At 68.3% G+C, this 21,872-nt stretch carries 22 protein-coding genes; 14 read left to right on the top strand and 8 right to left on the bottom strand.

Annotated elements, in window-relative coordinates:
* Nucleotides 1-24: 24 nt before the first annotated feature.
* On the top strand, nucleotides 25-441 hold the full coding sequence (locus DA1_RS03705; RefSeq protein WP_012203126.1) for an organic hydroperoxide resistance protein: 417 nt from the start codon (nucleotides 25-27) through the stop codon (nucleotides 439-441).
* Here the strand turns inward: DA1_RS03705 and DA1_RS03700 are convergent, their stop codons facing one another.
* Entirely contained in the window at nucleotides 442-1,251 is an 810-nt protein-coding gene (locus DA1_RS03700) for a 2'-5' RNA ligase family protein (protein WP_051940514.1), read from the bottom strand.
* On the opposite strand from DA1_RS03700, the gene DA1_RS03695 reads away from it, so the two are divergent.
* Nucleotides 1,250-2,314, top strand: coding sequence for a serine/threonine protein kinase (locus tag DA1_RS03695; RefSeq protein ID WP_034390131.1), 1,065 nt, complete (start codon nucleotides 1,250-1,252; stop codon nucleotides 2,312-2,314). The two genes, DA1_RS03700 and DA1_RS03695, sit on opposite strands and share 2 nt — an antisense overlap.
* Before the next feature lie 116 nt (nucleotides 2,315-2,430).
* Nucleotides 2,431-3,381 carry a diguanylate cyclase gene (locus DA1_RS03690; protein ID WP_034390130.1) on the top strand — a complete coding sequence of 317 codons (951 nt, stop codon included), beginning with the start codon at nucleotides 2,431-2,433 and terminating at the stop codon, nucleotides 3,379-3,381.
* 51 nt (nucleotides 3,382-3,432) lie between these two features.
* Here DA1_RS03690 and DA1_RS03685 read toward each other — a convergent pair whose 3' ends face one another.
* The gene (locus DA1_RS03685; RefSeq protein ID WP_034390129.1) at nucleotides 3,433-3,900 is read right to left on the bottom strand and encodes a hypothetical protein; all 468 of its coding nucleotides are present in this window, start codon (nucleotides 3,898-3,900) and stop codon (nucleotides 3,433-3,435) included.
* Between the two features lie 278 nt (nucleotides 3,901-4,178).
* Between DA1_RS03685 and DA1_RS03680 the strand changes: the two genes are divergently transcribed.
* Entirely contained in the window at nucleotides 4,179-5,390 is a 1,212-nt protein-coding gene (locus tag DA1_RS03680; protein ID WP_439822635.1) for an MFS transporter, read from the top strand.
* A 23-nt stretch (nucleotides 5,391-5,413) separates the two neighbouring features.
* Here DA1_RS03680 and soxR read toward each other — a convergent pair whose 3' ends face one another.
* Entirely contained in the window at nucleotides 5,414-5,884 is a 471-nt protein-coding gene (gene soxR / locus DA1_RS03675) for a redox-sensitive transcriptional activator SoxR (protein ID WP_034390127.1), read from the bottom strand.
* A gap of 129 nt (nucleotides 5,885-6,013) precedes the next feature.
* On the opposite strand from soxR, the gene DA1_RS03670 reads away from it, so the two are divergent.
* The 7 genes from DA1_RS03670 to ureC all read left to right on the top strand — a co-directional run bounded on the left by DA1_RS03670 (nucleotide 6,014) and on the right by ureC (nucleotide 11,944).
* A complete protein-coding gene (locus DA1_RS03670) occupies nucleotides 6,014-6,541 on the top strand; it encodes a RidA family protein (RefSeq protein ID WP_013804326.1) in 528 nt (175 codons plus the stop codon).
* A 46-nt stretch (nucleotides 6,542-6,587) separates the two neighbouring features.
* The gene (locus DA1_RS03665) at nucleotides 6,588-7,835 is read left to right on the top strand and encodes an MFS transporter (RefSeq protein WP_034390125.1); all 1,248 of its coding nucleotides are present in this window, start codon (nucleotides 6,588-6,590) and stop codon (nucleotides 7,833-7,835) included.
* Between the two features lie 199 nt (nucleotides 7,836-8,034).
* Nucleotides 8,035-8,952, top strand: coding sequence for an urease accessory protein UreD (locus tag DA1_RS03660; RefSeq protein WP_034390124.1), 918 nt, complete (start codon nucleotides 8,035-8,037; stop codon nucleotides 8,950-8,952).
* Between the two features lie 17 nt (nucleotides 8,953-8,969).
* The gene (locus DA1_RS03655; RefSeq protein ID WP_012203116.1) at nucleotides 8,970-9,272 is read left to right on the top strand and encodes an urease subunit gamma; all 303 of its coding nucleotides are present in this window, start codon (nucleotides 8,970-8,972) and stop codon (nucleotides 9,270-9,272) included.
* Nucleotides 9,273-9,283: 11 nt separating this feature from the next.
* Complete coding sequence (locus tag DA1_RS03650; protein WP_034390122.1) at nucleotides 9,284-9,895, top strand: HupE/UreJ family protein; 612 nt, start codon at nucleotides 9,284-9,286, stop codon at nucleotides 9,893-9,895.
* A 27-nt stretch (nucleotides 9,896-9,922) separates the two neighbouring features.
* Complete coding sequence (locus DA1_RS03645) at nucleotides 9,923-10,228, top strand: urease subunit beta (RefSeq protein ID WP_174538844.1); 306 nt, start codon at nucleotides 9,923-9,925, stop codon at nucleotides 10,226-10,228.
* Nucleotides 10,229-10,240: 12 nt separating this feature from the next.
* Nucleotides 10,241-11,944 carry an urease subunit alpha gene (ureC, locus tag DA1_RS03640; RefSeq protein WP_012203113.1) on the top strand — a complete coding sequence of 568 codons (1,704 nt, stop codon included), beginning with the start codon at nucleotides 10,241-10,243 and terminating at the stop codon, nucleotides 11,942-11,944.
* Between the two features lie 29 nt (nucleotides 11,945-11,973).
* Here ureC and DA1_RS30215 read toward each other — a convergent pair whose 3' ends face one another.
* Entirely contained in the window at nucleotides 11,974-12,180 is a 207-nt protein-coding gene (locus tag DA1_RS30215) for an AbrB/MazE/SpoVT family DNA-binding domain-containing protein (protein WP_096914893.1), read from the bottom strand.
* A gap of 66 nt (nucleotides 12,181-12,246) precedes the next feature.
* Between DA1_RS30215 and ureE the strand changes: the two genes are divergently transcribed.
* The 3 genes from ureE to ureG are packed head-to-tail and all read left to right on the top strand — an operon-like array spanning nucleotide 12,247 to nucleotide 14,262.
* Entirely contained in the window at nucleotides 12,247-12,891 is a 645-nt protein-coding gene (ureE, locus tag DA1_RS03635) for an urease accessory protein UreE (protein WP_034390118.1), read from the top strand.
* The gene (locus DA1_RS03630; RefSeq protein ID WP_034398124.1) at nucleotides 12,884-13,600 is read left to right on the top strand and encodes an urease accessory protein UreF; all 717 of its coding nucleotides are present in this window, start codon (nucleotides 12,884-12,886) and stop codon (nucleotides 13,598-13,600) included. Before ureE ends, DA1_RS03630 begins: the two co-directional genes overlap by 8 nt.
* 20 nt (nucleotides 13,601-13,620) lie before the next feature.
* A complete protein-coding gene (ureG, locus tag DA1_RS03625) occupies nucleotides 13,621-14,262 on the top strand; it encodes an urease accessory protein UreG (RefSeq protein WP_012203110.1) in 642 nt (213 codons plus the stop codon).
* Nucleotides 14,263-14,299: 37 nt separating this feature from the next.
* On the opposite strand, the gene DA1_RS03620 is transcribed toward ureG, so the two are convergent.
* From DA1_RS03620 to htpG, 4 genes are all read right to left on the bottom strand, one after another.
* A complete protein-coding gene (locus tag DA1_RS03620) occupies nucleotides 14,300-15,052 on the bottom strand; it encodes an exosortase H-associated membrane protein (RefSeq protein ID WP_034398122.1) in 753 nt (250 codons plus the stop codon).
* A gap of 10 nt (nucleotides 15,053-15,062) precedes the next feature.
* Complete coding sequence (xrtH, locus tag DA1_RS03615) at nucleotides 15,063-15,614, bottom strand: exosortase H (RefSeq protein WP_034390117.1); 552 nt, start codon at nucleotides 15,612-15,614, stop codon at nucleotides 15,063-15,065.
* A 149-nt stretch (nucleotides 15,615-15,763) separates the two neighbouring features.
* On the bottom strand, nucleotides 15,764-19,372 hold the full coding sequence (locus DA1_RS03610; protein ID WP_034390115.1) for an IPTL-CTERM sorting domain-containing protein: 3,609 nt from the start codon (nucleotides 19,370-19,372) through the stop codon (nucleotides 15,764-15,766).
* A 365-nt stretch (nucleotides 19,373-19,737) separates the two neighbouring features.
* A complete protein-coding gene (gene htpG / locus DA1_RS03605; RefSeq protein ID WP_034390114.1) occupies nucleotides 19,738-21,690 on the bottom strand; it encodes a molecular chaperone HtpG in 1,953 nt (650 codons plus the stop codon).
* Nucleotides 21,691-21,872: the final 182 nt, after the last annotated feature.

Genomic DNA, 21,872 nt, shown 5'->3' with positions numbered 1-21,872 from the left:
ACAACTTTGCAAAAGGAAGACACCATGGCCCAGCTCGAAAAAGTCCTGTACACCGCACGTGCCCACACCACCGGCGGCCGCGACGGCGCCTCGCGCACCGATGACGGACGCCTGGACGTGACCCTTTCCTCGCCAGGCACCAGCGGCACGGGCACCAATCCCGAGCAACTGTTCGCCGCAGGCTACTCGGCCTGCTTCATCGGCGCCATCAAGGCCGTGGCCGGCAAGCAGAAGATCAGCCTGCCGCAGGACCTGTCCATCGACGCAGAAGTGGACCTGGGCACCATCCCCAACGCCTACGGCATCGCTGCCCGCCTGAAGGTCAGCCTGCCCGGCATGGACAAGGCCGCCGCCCAGGCCCTGGTGGACGCAGCCCACCAGGTCTGCCCCTACTCCAACGCCACGCGCGGCAACATCGACGTGCAGATCACCCTGGTCTGATCAGGCCCAGCCCGGCCGCTCCCGCCATTGCAGCCTGCGACCCCGGAGGTCGTAGCGTGCATGGCAGGTCAGCGGGCCGTGCAAGGCGTCGGCTGCATAGCTGACCAGCGCGATCTCGCCCACGGCGGCCTGCCAGTGCTCCAGCACCGGCAGGCCGCTTATCCATTGCAGCACCTGGGCGCGTGGCCAGGCGGCGTTCCAGGCGCCCAGCGTCACATGGGGCACGTAGGGGCGCAGTGCTTCGGTCAGCGCCAGCCCGGGTCTTGCCGACCTGAGTGCACCATGCAGCATGCCCAGCGTGGGCCCGCCCTGGCTGCGGTCGCGCACCTGCAGATACGGCGCCATCTCGAAACTGCTCCAGCCGCCGAATTCCAGTTGCAGCGGTGCGGCCGGCAGGTCCTGCAGCGCGTGCAAGTCGCGCGATAGTTCCGCCGCGCCGTAGGCATCCGGCAGGGCCGCATCGCCATCCAGAAAGCCGGCCGTGGCCAGGGTCACATGCAGCTGCCGCTCGTATCGCGGAACCAGCGCAGCGGCCAGGGCCTGGCGCGCCTGCGCACAGGCGCGGCGCACGGCTTCGCCCTCGGCAGGGCCCATCGCATGGAGCTCCAGCACCCAGACCGCATAGCGGCGCCGGCCCAGGTGCCAGCCGCTCCAGTCGTCGGATGCGCCTGCTGCACTGGAGCTGGCGCTGGCGCTGGCGCTTGCTATGGCATGGGATTGCAGGAAATGGGGCAGCAGCGGCACGGCGGGCGAATCGGCGAAGGCTAGGCAGCCGCACAGCTTAAGCCAGCCCGGCGACAATCGCCCCATGTCCGCCACACCGCACGATCCTGATCTGAATGTCGTCCCCGACGACGACTCGCACGCCTATGCCCGCCTCACGCCCGACGTGGTGCTCGACGCCCTGGCCTCGGTCGGCCTGTGGGGCGACGGCCGGCTCACGGCCCTGGCCTCCTACGAGAACCGCGTCTACCAGGCCGTACTGGAAGACGGCGATCGCGTCGTGCTCAAGTTCTACCGCCCGGGCCGCTGGAGCCGCGCGCAAATCCTGGAAGAGCACGCCTTCAGCGCCGAGCTGACGGCCGCCGAAGTGCCCGCCGTGCCCCCGCTGGTGCTGGAAGGCGCCACGCTGCACAGCCACGCGGGCTTTGATTTCTCGGTCAGCCCCTGGCGCGGAGGCCGTCCGCCCGAGCTGGACGACTTCGAGGTGCTGGAGTGGACCGGGCGCTTCCTGGCACGCATCCATACCGTGGGAGCGGCCCGGCCCTTTGCGCACCGGCCGGCGCTGGACCTGGCCACCTTCGGCCACGACTCCATGCAGTGGCTGCTGGACCGGCAAATGATTCCGCTGGAAGTGGAATCCACCTGGAAGGCCGCCTGCCAGCGCGCCCTGGACCTGATGGCACCCGCTGCCGACGGCCTGAGCGCAGCCGGCCACTTCGGCCTGCACAGCGCGCGCACGCTGCGCCTGCATGGCGACTGCCATCCCGGCAACGTGCTGTGGACGCCGCTGGACGACGAAGGCCGCGGCGGCCCGCATTTCGTGGACCTGGACGATGCGCGCACGGGCCCGGCCGTGCAGGACCTGTGGATGCTGCTGTCGGGCGACCGGGGCCAGCGCACGCGCCAGCTGGGCGCCCTGCTGGATGGGTACGAACAGTTCCGGCCCTTCGACCGCCGCGAGCTGGCCCTGATCGAGCCGCTGCGCACGCTGCGCCTGATCCACTACAGCGCCTGGCTGGCGCGGCGCCAGGACGACCCGATCTTTGCCATCAACTTCCCCTGGTTCGGCACGCCCGACTACTGGCGCGGGCAGGTGGACATGCTCAACGAGCAGATCGAGGCCATGCAGGAAGAGCCTCTATACGCCTGAGGCCACCGGGCTGCCTGCCTCCCGAAGACAGATATCTTTACAAATTGTCCAGGCCCGCGGCGCCCTATCCAGGGCTGCGGGTTCCGGGGTATTCTCGGCCCGAAATCCCATCGGCCATGCCCTACTCCGCCTTCCCACCATCGCTGCCCAACCCGCTACAGCCCTTGCCTGCCGCGCAAAAGGTGCTGGTGGTGGACGACGTTCCGGACAACGCCACCATCATCTGCCAGGTGATCAAGGATCTGTGCGGCCCGCTTGTGGCCTACACCGGCGAGGACGCGCTGACCCTGGCCCGCCAGTACCTGCCCGACCTCATCCTGCTGGACATCCGCATGCCCGGGATGGATGGCTTCGAGGTCTGCCGACGCCTCAAGGCCGACCTGCAGACCGCGCATATCCCCATCATCTTCCTCACCGCGCTGACCGAGCCCCATTGCGAGGAACTGGGCCTGAACCTGGGCGCCGTGGATTTCGTGACCAAGCCCTTTCGCCCGGCCGTGCTCAAGGCACGCGTGCGCACGCATCTGGAGATTGCGCAGCAGCACCAGATGCTGCAACTGCTGTCGCACAGCGACGGGCTGACGGGCGTGGCCAACCGGCGCTTCTTCAGTGCCCAGCTGGAGCGCGAGTTCATGCGCCTGCAGCGCCTGGGCGAGCCGCTGTCGCTGGTGATGATGGACGTGGACCACTTCAAGGCCTACAACGACCACTACGGCCATCTGGTCGGCGATGAATGCCTGAGCCAGATCTCCCAGGCCATTCAGGGCGCACTGCACCGGCCGGGCGACCTGCTGGCGCGCTATGGGGGCGAGGAATTCGTCTGCCTGCTGCCCCATACGGCGCTGGATGGCGCGGTGCTGGTGGCGCAGGGCATCGTCGATGCGCTCAGGCTGCTGGACCTGCCCCATGCCGCCTCGCCCCTGGGCCAGGCGCTGACCGTGAGCCTGGGCGTGGCCTGCATTGCGCCTTCGCCCACCAACAGTGCCCAGCAACTGCTGGCCGATGCCGATCGGCGCCTTTATCTCGCAAAAAACGCTGGTCGCGACCGCATCGTCTGGGCGGGGTGATCAGAAGCACCCCCTGAGGCGCTACGCGCCTTTCCCCTCTCTCGCACCGGCTCAGCAACGTCCATCGACGCGGCAGGTCGGCACGACCTGACCGCTGGCATCACGCCATTGCACCTGGCCGGCCGGGGTATGAGGCGGGGCAGCAGGCGCTGGCTCCGGGGCCGGTTGAACGTTGGAGCGCTGCGGATCGTGCAGCACGGTGGATGAGCCCACGCCCACGCCGACCCGCGCGCCGCCCACACCCGTGGAGGCGCCCACGCCTGCGCTGCCCAGCACCTGGCCGCTCTGGTTGACGCCGACACCGACGCCGACCGGGCCCACGCCCGTGCCGACTCCGGCACTCAGCCCGCCGCTGCCCAGTCCCACGCCCACCGACACGGGGCCGACCGGAATTCCGATGCCCACGCCGCCACCCACCGAGCCGCAGCCGGCCAGCAGCAGCGCGCAGGCGCCAAGCGCGGTCCACGCTGCCTTGCGGGATGGCTGGGAGGTCATGAAAGCGGAGGATGGAACTGGCATGCCGGACTCTCTGGACAAGGGAAAACACAGGGACGGCCACAGGGTACACCCGCCCGCCCGGCGCACGTTGCCAGCGGTATGCCCGGGTCCATGCCAGGGGCTCGGAGGCAGCGAAACACTCAGGACACGCGGGTTTCTTAGAATTCACCCATTGGCCTGCGGGTCATTCCAGATTCCATGCGCTCCCGGACAGTGCCGTGGCGCCCCGGTGGCGCCAGGCCTGCGCGGCGCCGCTTTCCCCTTCGCTTTCTTCGCGCTCCCTTTTCGCTCCCTTTTCTATGCAAACCCGTTGGCCACCCTATGCGTGGGTGTGTTTTTCCATGTGCGTGGGTGTCATGGGCACAGCCCTGGCCAGCCCGCTGTACCCGCTGTACCAGCAGGCCTGGGGGCTGCAGCCCAGCCACATCACGCAGATCTTCGTGGCCTATATGTTCGGCGCGCTGGCCAGCCTGCTGTTCCTGGGCCGGCTGACCGACCGATTCGGCTTTGTCACCGTGCTGCGCGCCGGGCTGATCCTGATGACGCTGGGCGTGCTGGCCTCCGCCGTGGCCTGGAACGTGCCCAGCTTTGCGCTGGGGCGCGTGGTGATCGGTGTGGCTTCGGGGCTGATCACCACCTCGGCCTCGGTGGGCATGACCCGGCTCAACAACCGGGGCGACCTGCAGCGCGCCGCGGCCACGACCAGCCTGACCATTGCCTTCGGCTTCGGGCTGGGGCCGGTGGTGGGCGGGCTGATCGCGCAGTGGCTGCCCTGGCCGCTGGTCACGGCCTACATCCCCTCGCTGGGGCTGGGGCTGCTGGCCGTCTATGCGCTGTACCAGGTGCGCATCGCCGAGCCGGCCGAGCTGGCCTCCACCCAGGCACGCGCGCTGCACTGGCGTGATTTCATGCCCACCATCACGCTGCCGGAGCGCCGCTTTGCGCGCCACTACGCACTGGGCGGCATGTGCGCGTTCTGCGCCTTCGGCATGTTCAGCCTGTTCGCATCGCTGGCGCCCAGCTTCATGCAGCGCATGGTGCCCTGGCACGGGCCGGCTGTCTCCGGCCTGTCCATCGGCGTGATCCTGTTCCTCTCGGCGGGCTTCCAGTACCTGGCGCGCCCGCGCCCGACCAAGGGCTCGGCCATTGTGGGCTTTGCCTGCCTGGTGGCCTGCAACCTCCTGCTGCTGGTCAACAGCTTCGCGGGCTCGGCCTTGCTGTTCGCGCTCAGCGTGATCACCACGGCGGCGGGCCACGGCCTGTGCAACCTGGCGGGCATGTCCATCGTCAACAAGGTCTCCACGCCGGCCACGCGCACGGGCCTGCTGTCCACGTACCTGGTGGTCGGCTACCTGGGCACCATCGTGCCCATCCTGGGCCTGGGCTGGCTCTCGGACCATATCGGCATCACCGAGGCCCTGGTCGCCTACTGCATCGTCATGGGTGCGCTGGCCGGCTGGCTGTGCTGGATGTGCACGCGCACGCCCACGCTGCCCATGCCCAAGCACTAGTTCCGCCCAGGGCGCATGCCCGTTCAGCGAAAGTGCGGCCCCGGCCCGTCTTCGGCCAGGCAGTCGCCGTCATTGCGCAGCGGGCAGGCCTTGAGGGACAGGCAGCCGCAGCCTATGCAGCCGTCGATCTGGTCGCGCAGCTGGGTCAGGCCCTGGATGCGCGCATCCAGCGCATGGCGCCAGCGCGCGGACAGCGCGCTCCAGTCGGCCTGCGTGGGCGTGCGGCCGCTGGGCAGGTCCTGCAGCGCCTCGGCAATCTCGGCCAGCGGCACGCCCATGCGCTGGGCCACCCTGATGACCGCCACGCGCCGTAGCACGGCACGCGCATAGCGGCGCTGGTTGCCGGGCGTGCGCAGGCTCTCGATCAGCCCCTGGCGCTCGTAGAAATGCAGGGCCGAGACGGTGATGCCGCTGCGCCGGGCGACTTCGCCCACGGAGAGGATGGCCGGCCCGTCATGGTCGGACGCGGTGACACCGGCAGAAGACAGATTCATGGCAGCAGGAAAATAGGCGCAGGAAAAATAGGTCCAAGCAGGCCTGCATTTGACCTCAACTTTGGTTGAGGTTTCACACTGGCAAGCCTCGCCGCCCGGTCCGGCCCACTCTCAGACTCCAAGCCATACATGCCACACGACGCACTTGCCACCTCCTCGGCACAGCCCGCAGCTTCCACGGCCCCGCAACTGCACCATCTGCAGCCCGCCGGCCTCTACGACGCCACGCCCAACGGCTACACCCATGTGGTCACCGTGCACGGGCCGGCGCAATGGGCCTTCGTCTCGGGCCAGGGGGGCGAAAACCAGGCGGGCGACCTGCCCGACAGCTTCGCGGCCCAGGCGCAGCAGGCGCTGTCCAACCTCAAGCTGGCGCTGCAGGCGGCGGGCGCGGACATGGGCCAGGTGGTCAAGCTGACCCTGCTCATCGTCGACCACTCGGAGGCCCGCTTCAACGACTGGCAGGCCGCCGTGCGCCTGCATTGGAGCGACGGCGCCCCCGGCGATGGCGCCCCCAGCAATACCCTGCCGCGCTTTCCGGCCTGCACCCTGATCCCCGTGCCCCGGCTGGCCCTGCCCGGCATGCTGATCGAGGTTGATGCCGTGGCCGCACTGCCCGCCCACGCCCAGCCCGCACGGCCGCCGCTGTGGGTCTGAGCCATCCGTTTGCCACCCATAAGCAGATAACACAGGCATTCGTCAGATGAACAGATCCTCCCCGGCCCCCGCCCTGCCCTCGCCGCCCATGCAGGCCACCGCCACGCCCGTGCTGCCCCAGAGCACCCTGCTGCTCATGGCCACGGCCTGCGGCCTGTGCGCGGGCGCCAATTACTTCAACCAGCCGCTGCTGCACTCCATCGCCATCGACCTGGGCATCAGCGAGGCGCGTGCCTCGCTGACGGTGACCATGGCCCAGGTCTCCTATGCGCTGGGGCTGCTGCTGCTCGTGCCGCTGGGCGACATGCTGGAGCGCCGCCGCCTGGTGCTGGGCCTGATGCTGCTGGCCGCGCTGGGCATGCTGGCCAGCGGCATGGCGCACAGCTTTGCGCTGCTGGCGGCGGGCACGCTGATGACGGGGCTGTTCTCGGTCGCGGCCCAGGTGCTGGTGCCCATGGCGGCCAGCTTTGCGGCGCCCGGCGCCAGCGGGCGCGCCGTGGGGCTGGTCATGAGCGGGCTGCTGATCGGCATCCTGGCGGCGCGCAGCGTGGCGGGCCTGCTGTCGGAGCTGGGTGGCTGGAATGCCGTCTACTGGGTGGGCGCCCTGGCCACGGCCGGCGTTGCCCTGCTGCTGCGGCGCGCGTTGCCCCTGGCGCAGCCGGCCCAGCCCATAGGCTATGGCGCGGTGATGCGCTCCCTGCTCACGCTGGCGCGCGAGCAGCCGCGCCTGCGCAGCCGGGCTCTGATCGGCGGCATGGGCTTTGCCACGGTGAGCGTGCTGTTCTCGACCATGGCACTGCTGCTGGCCGGGCCGGGCTACGGGTTTGGCGATGCGCAGATCGGCCTCATCGGCCTGGTCGGCGTGGCCGGCGCCCTCATGGCCAACATGGCCGGCCGGCTGGCCGACCGGGGGCTGGAGCAGCGCACCACGCTGGCAGGCGGCCTGCTGATGCTGGCGGGCTGGGGGGCGCTGTGGCTGGGCGGCACCAGCCTGTGGTGGTTCCTGGCGGGACTGCTCATCGTCGATGCCGCGCTGCAGGCCCTGCACATCAGCAACCAGAATGTGATCTATGCGCTGGCACCCTTGGCGCGCTCGCGCATCAATGCGGTCTATATGACGGGCTATTTCATCGGCGCCTCGGCAGGCTCGGCCGTGGGCTCGGCGGTCTGGCTGCACTGGGGATGGACAGGCGCCAGCGTGGCGGGCCTGATTCTGAGCCTGGCCACGCTGGCCGTCGTGGCCTGGGACAGGTCCCTCGCGCGCCAGGCAGGCCAGCCACAGGGCCGCGCGTAAGAAAGAGCACCAGCCTGCGGCACGCTGCGCAAGAATGCACTGCAAACGTGCCGTCTTGCGCGCCTTGCCATGCAGGAAACGCACCAATCCGATGCGCCAGCGCACCAGCATGGCGCAACCGCCACTGCACCGGATTGGCACGCTAAATGCATGACAAAGGCCGTTACAACCACCACGCCCTGTACCGCCCCTCACGCCCATGTCCGCAGCGCTACCGATCACCGCCGTGCCCGCTTGCGCCTCGGGCTGGCAGGCCATGCTGGACCTGCGCTTCGGGCACCGCGCCGGCCAGGGCAGCGTGCTTTCCCACGCACGCCACAGCGGCCCGCTGCGCGTGCAAAAACCGCTGCACCCCGAAGGCCCCGGCATCTGCCATGCCGTGCTGCTGCACCCGCCCGGCGGCGTGGCCGGCGGCGACCAGTTGCAGATCGATGTGACCGTGGAGCCCGGCGCCCACGCCCTGCTGACCACACCGGGCGCCACGCGCTGGTACAAGTCCCAGGGCCGCCCGGCCGCGCAGCGCGTGCGGCTGCGCGTGGAAGAAGGCGCCATCCTGGAATGGCTGCCACAGGAAAACATGCTGTTCGCCGGTGCCGACGCCACCATGGCGCTGGACCTGGATCTGGCGCCGGGCGCGCGCGCCATCGGCTGGGATGCCGTGGTGCTGGGCCGCTATGGCGCGGGCGAGCACTGGAACCACACCGGCGCCGCGCCCACCGCTGCCGCGCGCCTGCAGCTTCACAACCGGCTCGCATGCGGCGGACGGCCGCTGTGGCTGGAGCAAGGCGAACTGCACGCCGGCCATGCACTGCTGTCCAGCCCCGTTGCCTGGGCAGGCTTGCCCATACAGGCCAGCCTCTGGGCCGTGGCCCCGGAACCCCTGGCGGCCATGGAGCCATTGAGCGAGCAACTGGCCGCCAGCCTGCCCTGGAGCGATGAAGTGCGCGCCGGCGCCAGCCTGCTGGCCGGCCAGGGCGGCGCGCCCTCGGTGCTGCTGCTGCGCGTGCTGGCCCGGCGCATGGAGGCAGCACGGGCCGTGCTGCATGAAGGCTGGCGCCTGCTGCGCCCGGCACTGCTGGACCAACCGGCCCGCCCCCCGCGCCTGTGGGCGACCTGATCAACGGAGACTCATCCATGGAACTCACCCCGCGTGAAAAAGACAAGCTGCTGCTGTTCACCGCAGCCCTGGTGGCCGAGCGGCGCAAGGCGCGCGGCCTGAAGCTCAACTACCCCGAGGCCGTGGCGCTGATCAGCGCCGCCGTGCTGGAGTGGGCGCGCGACGGCAGGACCGTGGCCGAGCTCATGCACCTGGGCACCACGGTGCTGACGCGCGCCGATGTGATGGAGGGCATTCCAGAAATGATCCCGGACATCCAGGTCGAAGCCACTTTCCCGGACGGCACCAAGCTGGTCACCGTTCATCACCCGATCGTTTGAGGAGATCCGCCATGTTCCATCCCCGCCTTCTGCTCGCCCCGGCCCTGCTGGCCGCCGCCACGGCCGCCAGCGCCCATACGGGGGCCGGCGCCCACCTGCATGCCGGTGACGGCGCCATGCAGGCCCTGATGGCCGGGCTGTCCCACCCCATCGCGGGCCTGGACCATCTGCTGGCCATGCTGGCCCTGGGCCTGTGGTGCGGGCTGATGCTGCAGCGCCAGTGGCTGCCGCCCGTGGCCTTTGCCGCCTGCATGGCGCTGGGCCTGGCGCTGACGCAGACCCCGCTGGAGCTGCCGGCCGTGGAGCCCATGGTGGCCGCCTCGCTGCTGGCCTTCGGCCTGCTGCTGGTGGCCCAGCGCCGCCTGCCCGTGGCCCTGGCCATGGTGCTGGCCGGCGCCTTCGCGCTGTTCCACGGATACGCGCATGGCGAGGTCTTCCCCCACGCGCTGCCCGCAGCCGTGTTCTGGGCCTACATGGCGGGCATGGTCGCCACCACGCTGGTGCTGCATGCGCTGGGCGTGGCCTTTGGCCGGGCCATGCGCGGCGGCACGGCATCGGCCTGGGCCGCACGCCTGGCCGGAGTGGCCGCCATGGGCTACGGTGCCGTGGCGCTGGCAGGCTGAGCGCGGGAGCCGCACATGACTGAGCGCATCATCCCCGGCGAGCTGCTCGCCGAGCCCGGCGAGATCCTGCTGAACGCGGGCCGGCCGGTGCAGACCCTCACGGTCACCAACACCGGCGACCGGCCGGTGCAGGTGGGCTCGCACTTTCATTTCTTCGAAGTCAACGAGGCCCTGCACTTCGACCGCGCCGCCGCACGCGGCTGGCGGCTGAACATCGCGGCCGGCACGGCCGTGCGCTTCGAGCCCGGGCAGGAGCGCACCGTGGAACTGGTGGAAATCTCCGGCGACCGCATCATCTATGGCTTCAACGCCAAGGTGATGGGGCCTCTCTGAAAGGGAACATTCATGGCAAGCATCACGCGCCAGGCCTATGCCGAGATGTTCGGCCCCACCGTGGGCGACCGCCTGCGGCTGGCCGACACGGCCCTGGTCATCGAGATCGAGAAGGACCACACGATCTACGGTGAAGAGGTCAAGTTCGGCGGCGGCAAGGTCATCCGCGACGGCATGGGCCAGAGCCAGCGCATGGCCGCCGACTGCGCCGACACCGTCATCACCAATGCCGTGATCATCGACCACTGGGGCATCGTCAAGGCCGACATCGCCATCAAGAACGGGCTGATCGCAGGCATAGGCAAGGCCGGCAACCCGGACATGCAGCCGGGCGTGACCATCGTCATCGGCCCCGGCACGGAAATCATTGCGGGCGAGGGCATGATCGTCACGGCCGGCGGCATCGACACGCACATCCACTTCATCTGCCCACAGCAGATCGACGAGGCGCTGACCAGCGGCGTGACCACCATGATCGGCGGCGGCACGGGCCCGGCCACAGGCACCTTCGCCACCACGGTCACGCCCGGCCCCTGGCACATGGAGCGCATGCTGCAGGCCGTGGACGGCTACCCCATGAACATCGGCCTGCTGGGCAAGGGCAACGCCAGCCAGGCCGCGCCGCTGCGCGAGCAGATCGCGGCAGGCGCCATCGGCCTGAAGCTGCACGAGGACTGGGGATCGACGCCCGCCGCCATCGACTGCTGCCTGGGCGTGGCCGACGAGACCGACACCCAGGTCGCCATCCACACCGACACGCTCAACGAGGGCGGCTTCGTCGAGGCCACGGTGGCCGCCTTCAAGGGCCGCACCATCCACACCTACCACACCGAAGGCGCGGGCGGCGGCCACGCGCCCGACATCATCAAGGTCTGCGGCGAGGCCAACGTGCTGCCCTCGTCCACCAACCCCACGCGGCCCTACACGGTGAACACGCTGGACGAGCACCTGGACATGCTCATGGTCTGCCACCACCTGGACGCCTCCATTGCCGAGGACATCGCCTTCGCCGAAAGCCGCATCCGCCGCGAGACCATCGCCGCCGAGGACGTGCTGCACGACCTGGGCGCCTTCTCCATGATCTCCAGCGACAGCCAGGCCATGGGCCGCGTGGGCGAGGTCGTGCTGCGCACTTGGCAGACCGCGCACAAGATGAAGGTCCAGCGCGGCAGCCTGCCGGGCGACAACGCGCGCCACGACAACTTCCGCGTCAAGCGCTACGTGGCCAAGTACACCATCAACCCCGCACGCACGCATGGCATCGCCCATGTCGTGGGCTCGGTCGAGGTCGGCAAGCTGGCCGACCTGGTGCTGTGGCGGCCGGCGTTCTTCGGCGTCAAGCCCAGCCTCATCCTCAAGGGCGGCAGCATCGCCAGCGCCGCCATGGGCGATCCCAACGCCAGCATCCCCACGCCCCAGCCCGTGCACTACCGGCCCATGTTCGCGGGCCAGGGCAGCGGCGTGGCGGCGGCCAGCCTCACCTTCGTCTCGCAGGCCGCCCAGCAGGCCGGCGTGGCAGACCGCTACGGCCTGCGCAAGCGCACCGTGGCCGTGGAAAACTGCCGCAGCGTCAGCAAGCGCGACATGGTGCACAACGACTGGCAGCCCGACATCAGCGTCGATCCCGAGACCTACCAGGTCGTGGCCGACGGCCAGCTGCTGACCTGCGAGCCCGCCACCGAGCTGCCGATGGCGCAGCGGTATTTTCTGTTCTGACTATCTGGTCATCCCTATGCAGAGCAGATTCACGCGTTTGCATCGCCTGAAGAAGATGTACCCGTACCACCCGGAAGATGATCATCCGGGTCATAGGCAAATAAGGTGACACTGCCGTTCGCAGACTCCCTCATGTACAAACGGTCAACTTCGCCGAGCTTCAAACGCCTCAGCAACTCCTCGGGAAAGATCAATCCCAAGGCATCTCCTACCTCGATCAGTTTGACGGCGAACATGATGACCCCTCCTTTGCTGTCTTCGGTTGCGTCACGCGGTACCCACTCTTAGTAAAAAGCAAATCCATGCTCACCGTCAACAAACACATGCCCCAGGGCGGCGGCCTTGCCGCCGTGCTGGTCAGGCGCGCCGCCACGCTGGAGCTGGACTGGGACATGCGCCAGAAGAGCCGCTTTGCGGCAACGGACTCCACGGGGCGCGAGCTGGCCGTGGTGCTGGCGCGCGGCAGCGTGCTGCGCGGCGGCGATGTGCTGGTGGCCGAGGATGGCAGCCTGGTCGCCGTGCGCGCGGCGCCCCAGGCGGTGTTGCGCGTGACGGCGGCCACGCCGCTGGGCCTGCTGCGTGCGGCCTACCACCTGGGCAACCGGCATATCCCGGTGGAGGTCACGCCCACGCACCTGCACCTGGAAAACGACCCCGTGCTGCACGACATGCTGCTGCGCCTGGGCGCGCAGGTGGCCCTGGTGGATGCGCCCTTCGAGCCCGAGGCCGGTGCCTATGGCGGCGGCCACCGCCACGGCCATGACGCCAGCTTTGCCGAGGACCAGGCACTGGCGCAGAGCGTGTATGCGCTGCATGACCATGGGCACGCACACGGCCATTCACACGATCATTCCCACGGGCATGAACATGGCCACGATCACAGCCATGACCATGATCACAAAGGCTGCTGCGGACACGGGCACGGCCACGACCATCCGCATGGCTGACCTGTCGATACAGGGGCTGTGCGCCCTGCTGCACCTGGCATCGCCCCAGCTGCCCGTGGGCGGCTTCAGCTATTCGCAGGGGCTGGAGGCCGCCATCGAGCACGGCCTGGTCACGGATGCCGGCACGGCGCGCACCTGGATTGCCGATGCGCTGGCCCACGGCTTTGCACGCTGCGAGGCGCCGCTGTGGCTGCTGCTGCGCCGGGCCTGGAGCGCAGGCGACGAGGGGGCGGTGCACGAATGGAACCAGTGGTTCATTGCCAGCCGCGACAGCCGCGAGGCCCGTGCCGAGACGCTGCAGATGGGCTGGTCGCTGCACAGCCTGCTGCGCTCCGTGCCCTGGGGCGGCGAGGCCTTTGCACCCCGCATCGCACAACTGGGCGCCCTTGTGGAGGGACCGGGCCTGGCCTATCCCACGGCCTTTGCCTGTGCCTGCGCCGCCGTGGATGCCGACGAGGACCATGCCCTGCTGGCCTATGGCTTTGCCTGGCTGGAGAACCAGGTGGCCGCCGCCATCAAGGCCGTGCCGCTGGGCCAGGTGGCGGGCCAGAGCCTGCTGCTGGCCCTGCATCCGCTGCTGGAGCAGGCCGTGGGCGAGGCACGCCGCCGCGCCAGCGAGGCGCCGCCCCGGCTGGACACCATGCTGCCCCAATGGAGCGTGCTGCAGGCACGGCACGAACACCAGTACTCCCGGCTCTTCCGGTCCTGATCACTCACCCCAAGTCCACCATGAACACCCGCACCAAGAAACTCCCCCCGCTGCGCGTCGGCATCGGCGGCCCGGTCGGCTCCGGCAAGACCACGCTGCTGGAGATGCTGTGCAAGGCCATGCGCGCCCACTACGACCTGGTGGTCATCACCAACGACATCTACACCAAGGAAGACCAGCGCCTGCTGACGGTGGCCGAGGCCCTGCCGCCCGAGCGCATCATGGGCGTGGAGACCGGCGGCTGCCCGCACACGGCCATCCGCGAGGACGCCTCCATCAACCTTGAAGCCGTGGACCGCATGCTGCGCCAGTTCCCCGAGGCGGACATCGTCTTCATCGAAAGCGGCGGCGACAACCTGGCCGCCACCTTCAGCCCCGAGCTGTCGGACCTGACCATCTACGTGATCGACGTGGCCGGCGGCGAGAAGATTCCGCGCAAGGGCGGCCCCGGCATCACCAAGAGCGATCTGCTGGTGGTCAACAAGACCGACCTGGCGCCCTACGTGGGCGCCAACCTGTCCATCATGGAAGCCGACACGCAGCGCATGCGCGCCCACAAGCCCTATGTGATGGGCAGCGTGAAAAGCGGCAAGGGCCTGCGCGAGGTGATCGACTTCATCACCGAGCGCGGCCTGCTGCCGCCCATGCCCGCGCAGGGCTGAGAAAACAGGGCCTGCCCGCCAGCCGGGAAGTGCAGGCCTACTGCGCCGGCCCCGTGGTCTTGGCCTTGGCCCGTGGCAGGGTAGCTGCGCTGCTGGAGGACACCAGCGGGTTGCCGGTGGAGGTGGCCGCGCCATCCGTCTGGCGCCATGCCGAAGGCTTGGGCGCCACCACGGGCTGCGGTGCGGCGGCAGCACGGCTGCGGTTCCAGGCCGGCAGCAGCACGCGGCGCACAAAGCCCATGTCCAGCACCAGCCACAGCAGTACAGGCGCCAGCGTGGGCACCATCAGGCCCCCCATCTGGTAGCCGTAGACAATGGCATTGAGCTGCCATCCCTGGAGACCCAACACATTGAGGTCCAGCTTGGCCGCCAGGCACAACTGCATCAACACCTGCGTGACCACACTGAAGGTCTGCAGCGGCAGCAGCGCCACATACCCAACCAGGATGCGCCACCACCGGCCCGGACCCCAGGCCGCCAGCAGCATGGCCACCAGCACCGGCAGGCCGTAGCCGTAGCGGGCGGGATCGACCTCGACGATGGCCTCAGCGCGGCGCCAGCCGGTCTGCTCGTTGGAGACCTGGACCGAGGAATTGACGACCAGGCTGCGGGGCGTCTCCATGTCCACGCGCTGCACCCAGCCGTTGGCGGCGTTCTCCAGCATCCACTTGCTCATGCCGGACACCGGCACGGCCAGCCAGCCAGCCGCCAGCGTCCAGGCCAGGGTCAGCACCACGATGCCGCCCATGGCCAGGGCCGCGAAGCGCGAGATGGGATTGCGTCCGATCATGGCCTGCTCCTCAGGCGGCCACGGCGGCGGAAGCTGCAGCGGCGGGCGGCAGCGGCGGCTGGCCGCCATCATCCTGCGACGGCGCCTTGCGGCCGCTCCAGCGCACCCACAGCAGCCAGAACACCAGCACGTCCAGCATGATCAGCGCCTGCCAGAGGTACTCATGCGCGAAGTTGAAGGCCGTGGTGCTCCACTGGCCCAGGTAGAACAGGCTGATGACGCGCAGCACATTGATGGCCTGTACGGCCACGAAGCCGGCCAGCAGGCCCACCAGCTTCTGGCGCCATGACGAGGGGAAGGCCATCACGGCGGCAAACAGCACGATGTAGGCCTCCAGGCCATTGCAGCCGGCCTCGATGGAGACGCCGAAGCCCGTGGCCGTGTTCCACAGCACCTTGCCCGTGGCCGAGGCCGTGCTGTCGAACCAGGTCACCAGCGAGGCACAGATGTGCGCCAGGAAGGCCGTCCAGGGCAGCACGATGTGCTGCTGCACCCAACTGAGCAGGTTCAGCCCGAACATCGTCAGCTGGATGGCCAGAAAGATCAGAAAGAAGCGCAGCATGGCAGGTCTTGGAGTGTTGGTTGCCGGGCTTGCGACCTGGCAGTTGCGAAACAGTGTCCCTCTATAGGCTCGCATTATCTTCGGACCGCTCAAAGACGACAAAGGCCGGTGCGTGAATCACGCCACCGGCCCTTGCCGTCACGGGCGCATCACCGACGCTCGCGCCTGCGCATGGTCCCCAGCGCCATCAGCGCCAGCAGGGACGACATCAGCATCAGGCCCCACTGCGACAGCGTGGGAATGCTGGCCGTGGTGTCCGGGCCCGGCTTGAGCGGCGTGGTGGTCGTGCTCTTGTCGTTGTCGGGATTGCCGTCACCGGGCACCGAGACCGTGGCCGAGTTGACCAGCGGGCGGGCGCCCTTGTAGGGCTTGTCCAGCTTTGTCTCCAGCGTGAAGACCGCCGTGCCGCCCTGGGCCAGCTGCGGCACGCTGCAGGTCACGGTGCGCGTGCCGCTGGCGTAGCTGCAGCCTGCCGAGGCCGAGACGAACTCCAGCCCGGCGGGCAGCACGTCGGTCACCGAGCCGCCCGCGGGCGACTGCGGATCGCGGCCGTAGTTGGTGACGGTCAGCGTGTAGCTGGCCGTGTCGCCATCGTCCAGCGGGCCGGCGGGGCCCTGCTTGCCGATCCCCAGGTCCACGGCATTGCCCTGGCGGCTGGTGGAGGTCCGGTCGGTGGTGGTGTTGTTGACGATCACATCGCCGCCATTGCTCAGCCATTCCGTCTCGAAGGGCTTGACCGAGGCCTCGTGGTAGATGGTGCCGCCCGATGCCTTGTCGGGCAGGGTCTGTGCGCGCATCTTGAACTTGATGGTCATGCTCTGGCCCGGCGCCAGCGCAGGGATGGTGCACTGCAGCGGCCCGCTGGTCGCGTTCAGCGCCGGCTGCACGCCGCACCAGGATGCGGAGGCGCCGGGAATGCCGGCCAGCGCCAGGCCGTTCTGGTAGCTGAAGGTGGCCGTGGAGCCCGATGCGGGGAACTTGTCGGTCACGACCACCTGGGTGGCGTAGGAGGGGCCGGAGTTGGTCACCGTGATGGTGTATTCGGTGTCCTCACCCAGCACCAGGCCGTCCGCCGTGTGGCGCATGCTGATGTTCACATCCAGCTCGGCACGCTTGAGCCGGGCCTTGGCCTCGGCCTGGTTGTTGGCCTTGGTCAGTTCCTCGGTGGCGGTGTCCACGGCGACCGTGTTGAGGATCTCCGTGTCGGCCGCCAGATCGCCGCGCGAGCGCATCTTGTAGCTCACGGTGTACTGCGCGCCTGTGGGCAGCGGATTGGTCCAGGCGCACTCCAGCGTTCCGCCCTGCACGCCATCGGTGGCAGCCGGAGTACAGGTGCCGCCGCCGGAGACCGTGGGCGTGCCGATGAAGATGGCGTCTGCAGGCAGCACGTCCTTGAGCGTGACATTGGCGGCCGACGAGGGGCCGTAGTTGGGCACCGTGACCGTATAGGTCAGCGGCTCGCCCGCAGCCGCCACCTTGGGCGAGACCTGCTTTTGCGCGGCGATTTCCGCGATGGCCTGCACGGTGATGCTGGCCGTCGAGGAATCGTTGCCGGGATCGGCGTCATGGATGTCCAGGGACTGGGCCGAGGCCGCGTTGGCATAGGTGCCGGTGGTGGCGCGCTTGGGGCGGATCTTGACCTCGATCACCACTTCGGCGTCGGGAGCCATCGAGGCAATGGTGCAGGTCAACTCGCGCGCCTCGCTGTTGACGCCGCCCGTGGGCGTGCCGCAACTGGCGTTTGCGCCGGAGACGATGCGGCTGGAGACAAAGCCGCCGCCCGGGTAGGTGTACGGCACGGGATTGCCGGCCTCGTCCACCGGGTTGCCGCCCACGATGCGCACGCCGTCGGTCTGCTTGACCAGGGACTGCAGCGCGTCGCGCACGCGGACATTCGTCACCGTCGTGCTGGCCGAGTGGTTCTTCACCACCAGCTGGTAGGTGACCTCTTCACCGCTCTTGATGGAGGCCGGCGGCACAGGGCTGACCACGCTCTTGACGATGCCCACATCCACCTTGTCGGCAGACACGGTGACCGTGGCCGAAGTGCTGGCCGATGCATTGTCCCGGCCGACCACGCCAGCGGAGGCGTTGTTGGTGAAGTCCAGATGGCCCGACGCCAGCGTGACCTTGGCCCTGACCGTGATCTGGCGGCTGGCGCCCACGGCCAGGCCCGCGGTCGAGGTGCAGCTCTGGGCGGCGCAGGTCCAGTCACCCGCGCCGGTGCCCGCACCGGACATGCCGATGACGGTCATTCGGTTGTCCGCAGGGGTGTCGGATACGGTGATCAGCTGATTCGGCAGCACAGGCATGGGACCGTTGTTGGTCACCGTGATCGTGTACTGGAACTCCTCACCCGCCAGCACCGGGCGGCTGGGGCCGGCCTTGACGAGGCGCAGCCGCGCATCGTTGCTGAAGCTCACCGCCGCGCTATCGGTGTTGTTGGTCTTGTTGGGCTCGTTGAGTTCGGGTGGAACCCCGATCACGCCCTGATTGACCAGTTGCGCACCCGGCGTTCCACCCGCAGCCACGCTGGCCTTGAAGCGGATGGCCTGCATGTTGGCGTAGCCGGCCACCGGGTACTCGCCCGCGTGGGTGCAGGTAATGGTGCCGCTGTTGTGGCCGCAGTTCCAGGGCGCCGTGCTGCCGTCGAAGCCCGTGAAGGTCACGCCGGCCGGCAGGGTGTCGGTGACGGTGAGATCGCGCGGCACGAGGGAGCCGCCCTCGCGGCGCGGCTGCAGCGTGTAGGTGACCTCGGTCGCCTGCAGCGCATCCAGCACCGTGGGCGCCACCTGCTTGCGCAGCGAGACATCCACGAACTCGCTGCCGCTGGAGACCACGGCGGCGCTGGCGGTGTTGTTGCCGGACTGGCCGTCCGGCATCTCCGTGCTGGCGTCCTTGTAGCCCTTGACGCTGGCAGCGCCAGCAATGGTGCCGCTCATGTTGGCGATGGCCGGCACGGAGATGGAAGGCAGCACGGCGCCCGGCGCCACGGGTCCGCCGCGCGTGCAGCTGAGTTCGCCCGAGATCAGCGGATAGCCCGAGGCGGGCGTACAGCTCCAGCCGCTGCCTGCAGGCGCGCCCGTGATCACGGCGCCGTTGGGCACGGGGAAACGCACCACGGTACGGCCACCGGCGGGCACCTCGGACGGGCCCTTGTTCTGCACGTCGATGGTGTACTGGAAGGCGCCGCCGTTGGCGACGCTGGCGGGAGCGGCCATCGCGATGGCCAGATCGGCGGCCTCGGTGGTGGTGAAGTTGCGGTCCAGCTGCGTGTTGTTCTGGTCGTTGTCGTAGTCGGGCGAGGCCATGCGCGCACTGGCCACGGCGCGCCAGTTGGTGCCGACGGTCGGCAGGATGACCTCGAAGCCCACGGACTTGAAGCCATCGGCGGGCGCCAGGTTGCCGATGTTGCAGACCAGCGTGTTGTTGCCTGCGGTGAGCACCGTACCGGCCGCGGGTGCCGTGCAGGTGATGCCGCCCGGGCTGCTGCTGTAGCCCTGGAACACGGCGCCCACGGGCAGCACCTCGGTCAGGGTGACGCCTACGGCGTCGGGACCGATGTTGTTGTGCCTGACCTTGGCCACATAGGTGAAGGTGCCGCCGGCAGGGCCTGCCGATGCGTCCTGTCCGTCATAGAGACCGTCCTGGTTGACCAGGATGTCGGTGTCGGCCGGCGCCGCCACGGCAGCCGCTGTTGCCAGCAAGCCGCCGGACAGCAGCGCACGCGCCAGCCAGCCCTTTCTCGTGAAAGCCATACAAACCTCTCTTTTGCTTCGTTGACAGCGCCGAATGCCGCAGGCACGGACGCACGAGGTGCCCGGCTGGAACAGCTCTGTCAAAAAGCCGACAACCGGACGCACCAAAAGGAGGCATGATGGTTCTTTATTACCAAAAGTAAATATGATCTGGAATTTTTAACAAAAGTGAGTATTTAGAAGTATTTGTGAGTTTTTTGTGAGTCGAGCTTTTTCGGTCGGTTTTCCTCACGGAACGCAGACGTGAAAAAGCCGGTGGCAGCTTGGCTGGCACCGGCTTGCAATGCTGATCTGCCGCGCGCTGGCGCGGCAGTGAGCAGGCACTAAGGCCTAGGGAATGCGGCGAGGCAATCCTTGTGAGGAACTCACGCCAGCAGCGCGTTCACGCGCCTGACGTAGGCGGCCGGGTCTTCGGGCATGCCGCCTTCGGCCAACACGGCCTGGTCGAACAGGATGTTGGCCAGGTCATGGAAATGCACCGAACCGTCCAGCTTCTTGACCAGCGGATGCTCGGGATTGACCTCCAGCACGGGGCGGGCGTCCGGCGCCTGCTGGCCGGCCTGCTTGAGCAGGCGCGCCAGTTGCAGGCTCATGCCGCCGTCCTGCACCACCAGGCAGGCGGGCGAGTCCACCAGGCGCGTGGTCACGCGCACGTCCTCGGCCTTGTCCTTGAGCGCTTCCTTGAGCTTGGCCAGCAGGGGCTTGAAAGTCTCGGCCGCTTCCTCGGCGGCCTTCTTTTCCTCTTCGTCCTGCAGCTTGCCCAGGTCCACGGCGCCCTTGGCCACGGACTGCAGCGGCGTGCCGTCGAATTCGGTCAGGTAGCCCATGGCCCATTCGTCCACGCGGTCGGCCATCAGCAGCACTTCGATGCCCTTCTTGCGGAAGACTTCGAGCTGCGGGCTGTTGCGGGCTGCGGTCAGGGAGTCGGCCGTGATGTAGTAGATCGCGTCCTGGCCTTCCTTCATGCGGGCCTTGTAGTCGGCCAGCGAGACGATGGCCTCGTCCTGGCTGGTGGAAGAAAAGCGCAGCAGCTTGGCGATGCGTTCCTTGTTGGCAAAGTCCTCGCCCAGGCCTTCCTTGAGCACGGGGCCGAACTCGGCGTAGAACTGGCTGTACTTGCCTTCCTTGGCCTTGTCCTCTTCACTGACCACGTCGGTGACGCCGTCGGCCGCCGCGTCAGCGGCAGCGTCGTGGCGATCGTGCTTGGCCAGGTCTTCCAGCATGGACAGCACGCGCTTGGTCGAGCCGTCGCGGATCAGGCGCACGTCGCGGCTTTCCTGCAGCAGCTCGCGGCTGACGTTCAGCGGCAGGTCGGCCGAGTCGATCACGCCCTTGACGAAGCGCAGGTAGCCGGGCATCAGCGCCTCGGCGTCATCCATGATGAAGACGCGCTTGACGTAGAGCTTGACGCCGGCCTTCTTGTCGCGGTTGTAGAGGTCGAACGGCGCCTTGGCGGGGATGAACAGCAGCTGCGTGTACTCGGTGTTGCCCTCGACGCGGTTGTGGCTCCAGGTCAGCGGGTTCTCGAAGTCGTGGCTGATGGCCTTGTAGAAGTCCTGGTACTGCTCGGCCGTGATGTCCTTCTTGGGACGCGTCCACAGCGCGCTGGCCTTGTTGATGGTCTCCCACTCGCCCGTCTTCTCCATGGTGCCGGGCTGGTCGTTCTCGCCGTCCTTCCACTCCTCTTTTTCCATGAGGATGGGCAGGCTGATGTGGTCGGAGTACTTGCCGATGACCTGCTTGATCTTCCAGGCGTTGAGGAACTCCTCGGCCTCGGGGCGCAGGTGCAGCGTGATGCTGGTGCCGCGCTGGGGGCGCTCGATCTGCTCGACCTCGAACTCGCCCGTGCCGCCGCTGGTCCAGCGAACGCCTTCGGAGGCCGGCAGGCCCGCGCGGCGTGTTTCCACGGTGATCTTGTCGGCCACGATGTAGCCCGAGTAAAAGCCCACGCCGAACTGGCCGATCAGCTGCGAGTCCGACTTCTGGTCGCCCGACAGCTTGTCCATGAAGGCCTTGGTGCCGCTCTTGGCGATGGTGCCCAGGTTGTCGATGGCTTCCTGCTCGCTCATGCCGATGCCGGTGTCGGCAATGGTCAGCGTCTTGGCGGCGGCGTCGAAGGACACGCGCACTTCCAGGTTGGGCTGGTCTTCATACAGCGCGGCATTGTTCAGCGCCTCGAAGCGCAGCTTGTCGCAGGCGTCGGAGGCGTTGGAGACCAGCTCGCGCAGGAAGATCTCGGGGTTGGAGTACAGCGAATGCGTGACCAGGTGCAGCAGTTGTGCAACTTCGGCCTGAAAAGAATGGGTTTGCTTGCTCATGCAGACAGTGTCCTATGTCCTATGGGTTCACAACAGGGAAAAAATCAGCCCTCATCTCGGGCCGGCGAGCGCATTATCAAGACCCCGCCGCCCCTGTGGCGACGCAGGCTCTGGACGATTGTTCACTTTTTCGCCCTCACGGCGGGGCTGGCGCAGGGCTATAACTGCGCCACTTTCCGCTG

Origin of the sequence: Delftia acidovorans NBRC 14950, from assembly GCF_001598795.1 — a bacterium.
In the GTDB taxonomy this organism is placed as follows: domain Bacteria; phylum Pseudomonadota; class Gammaproteobacteria; order Burkholderiales; family Burkholderiaceae_C; genus Comamonas; species Comamonas acidovorans.
The sequence above is the reverse complement of the archived record's forward strand: the minus strand, read 5'-3'. Positions and strand labels throughout refer to the sequence as shown.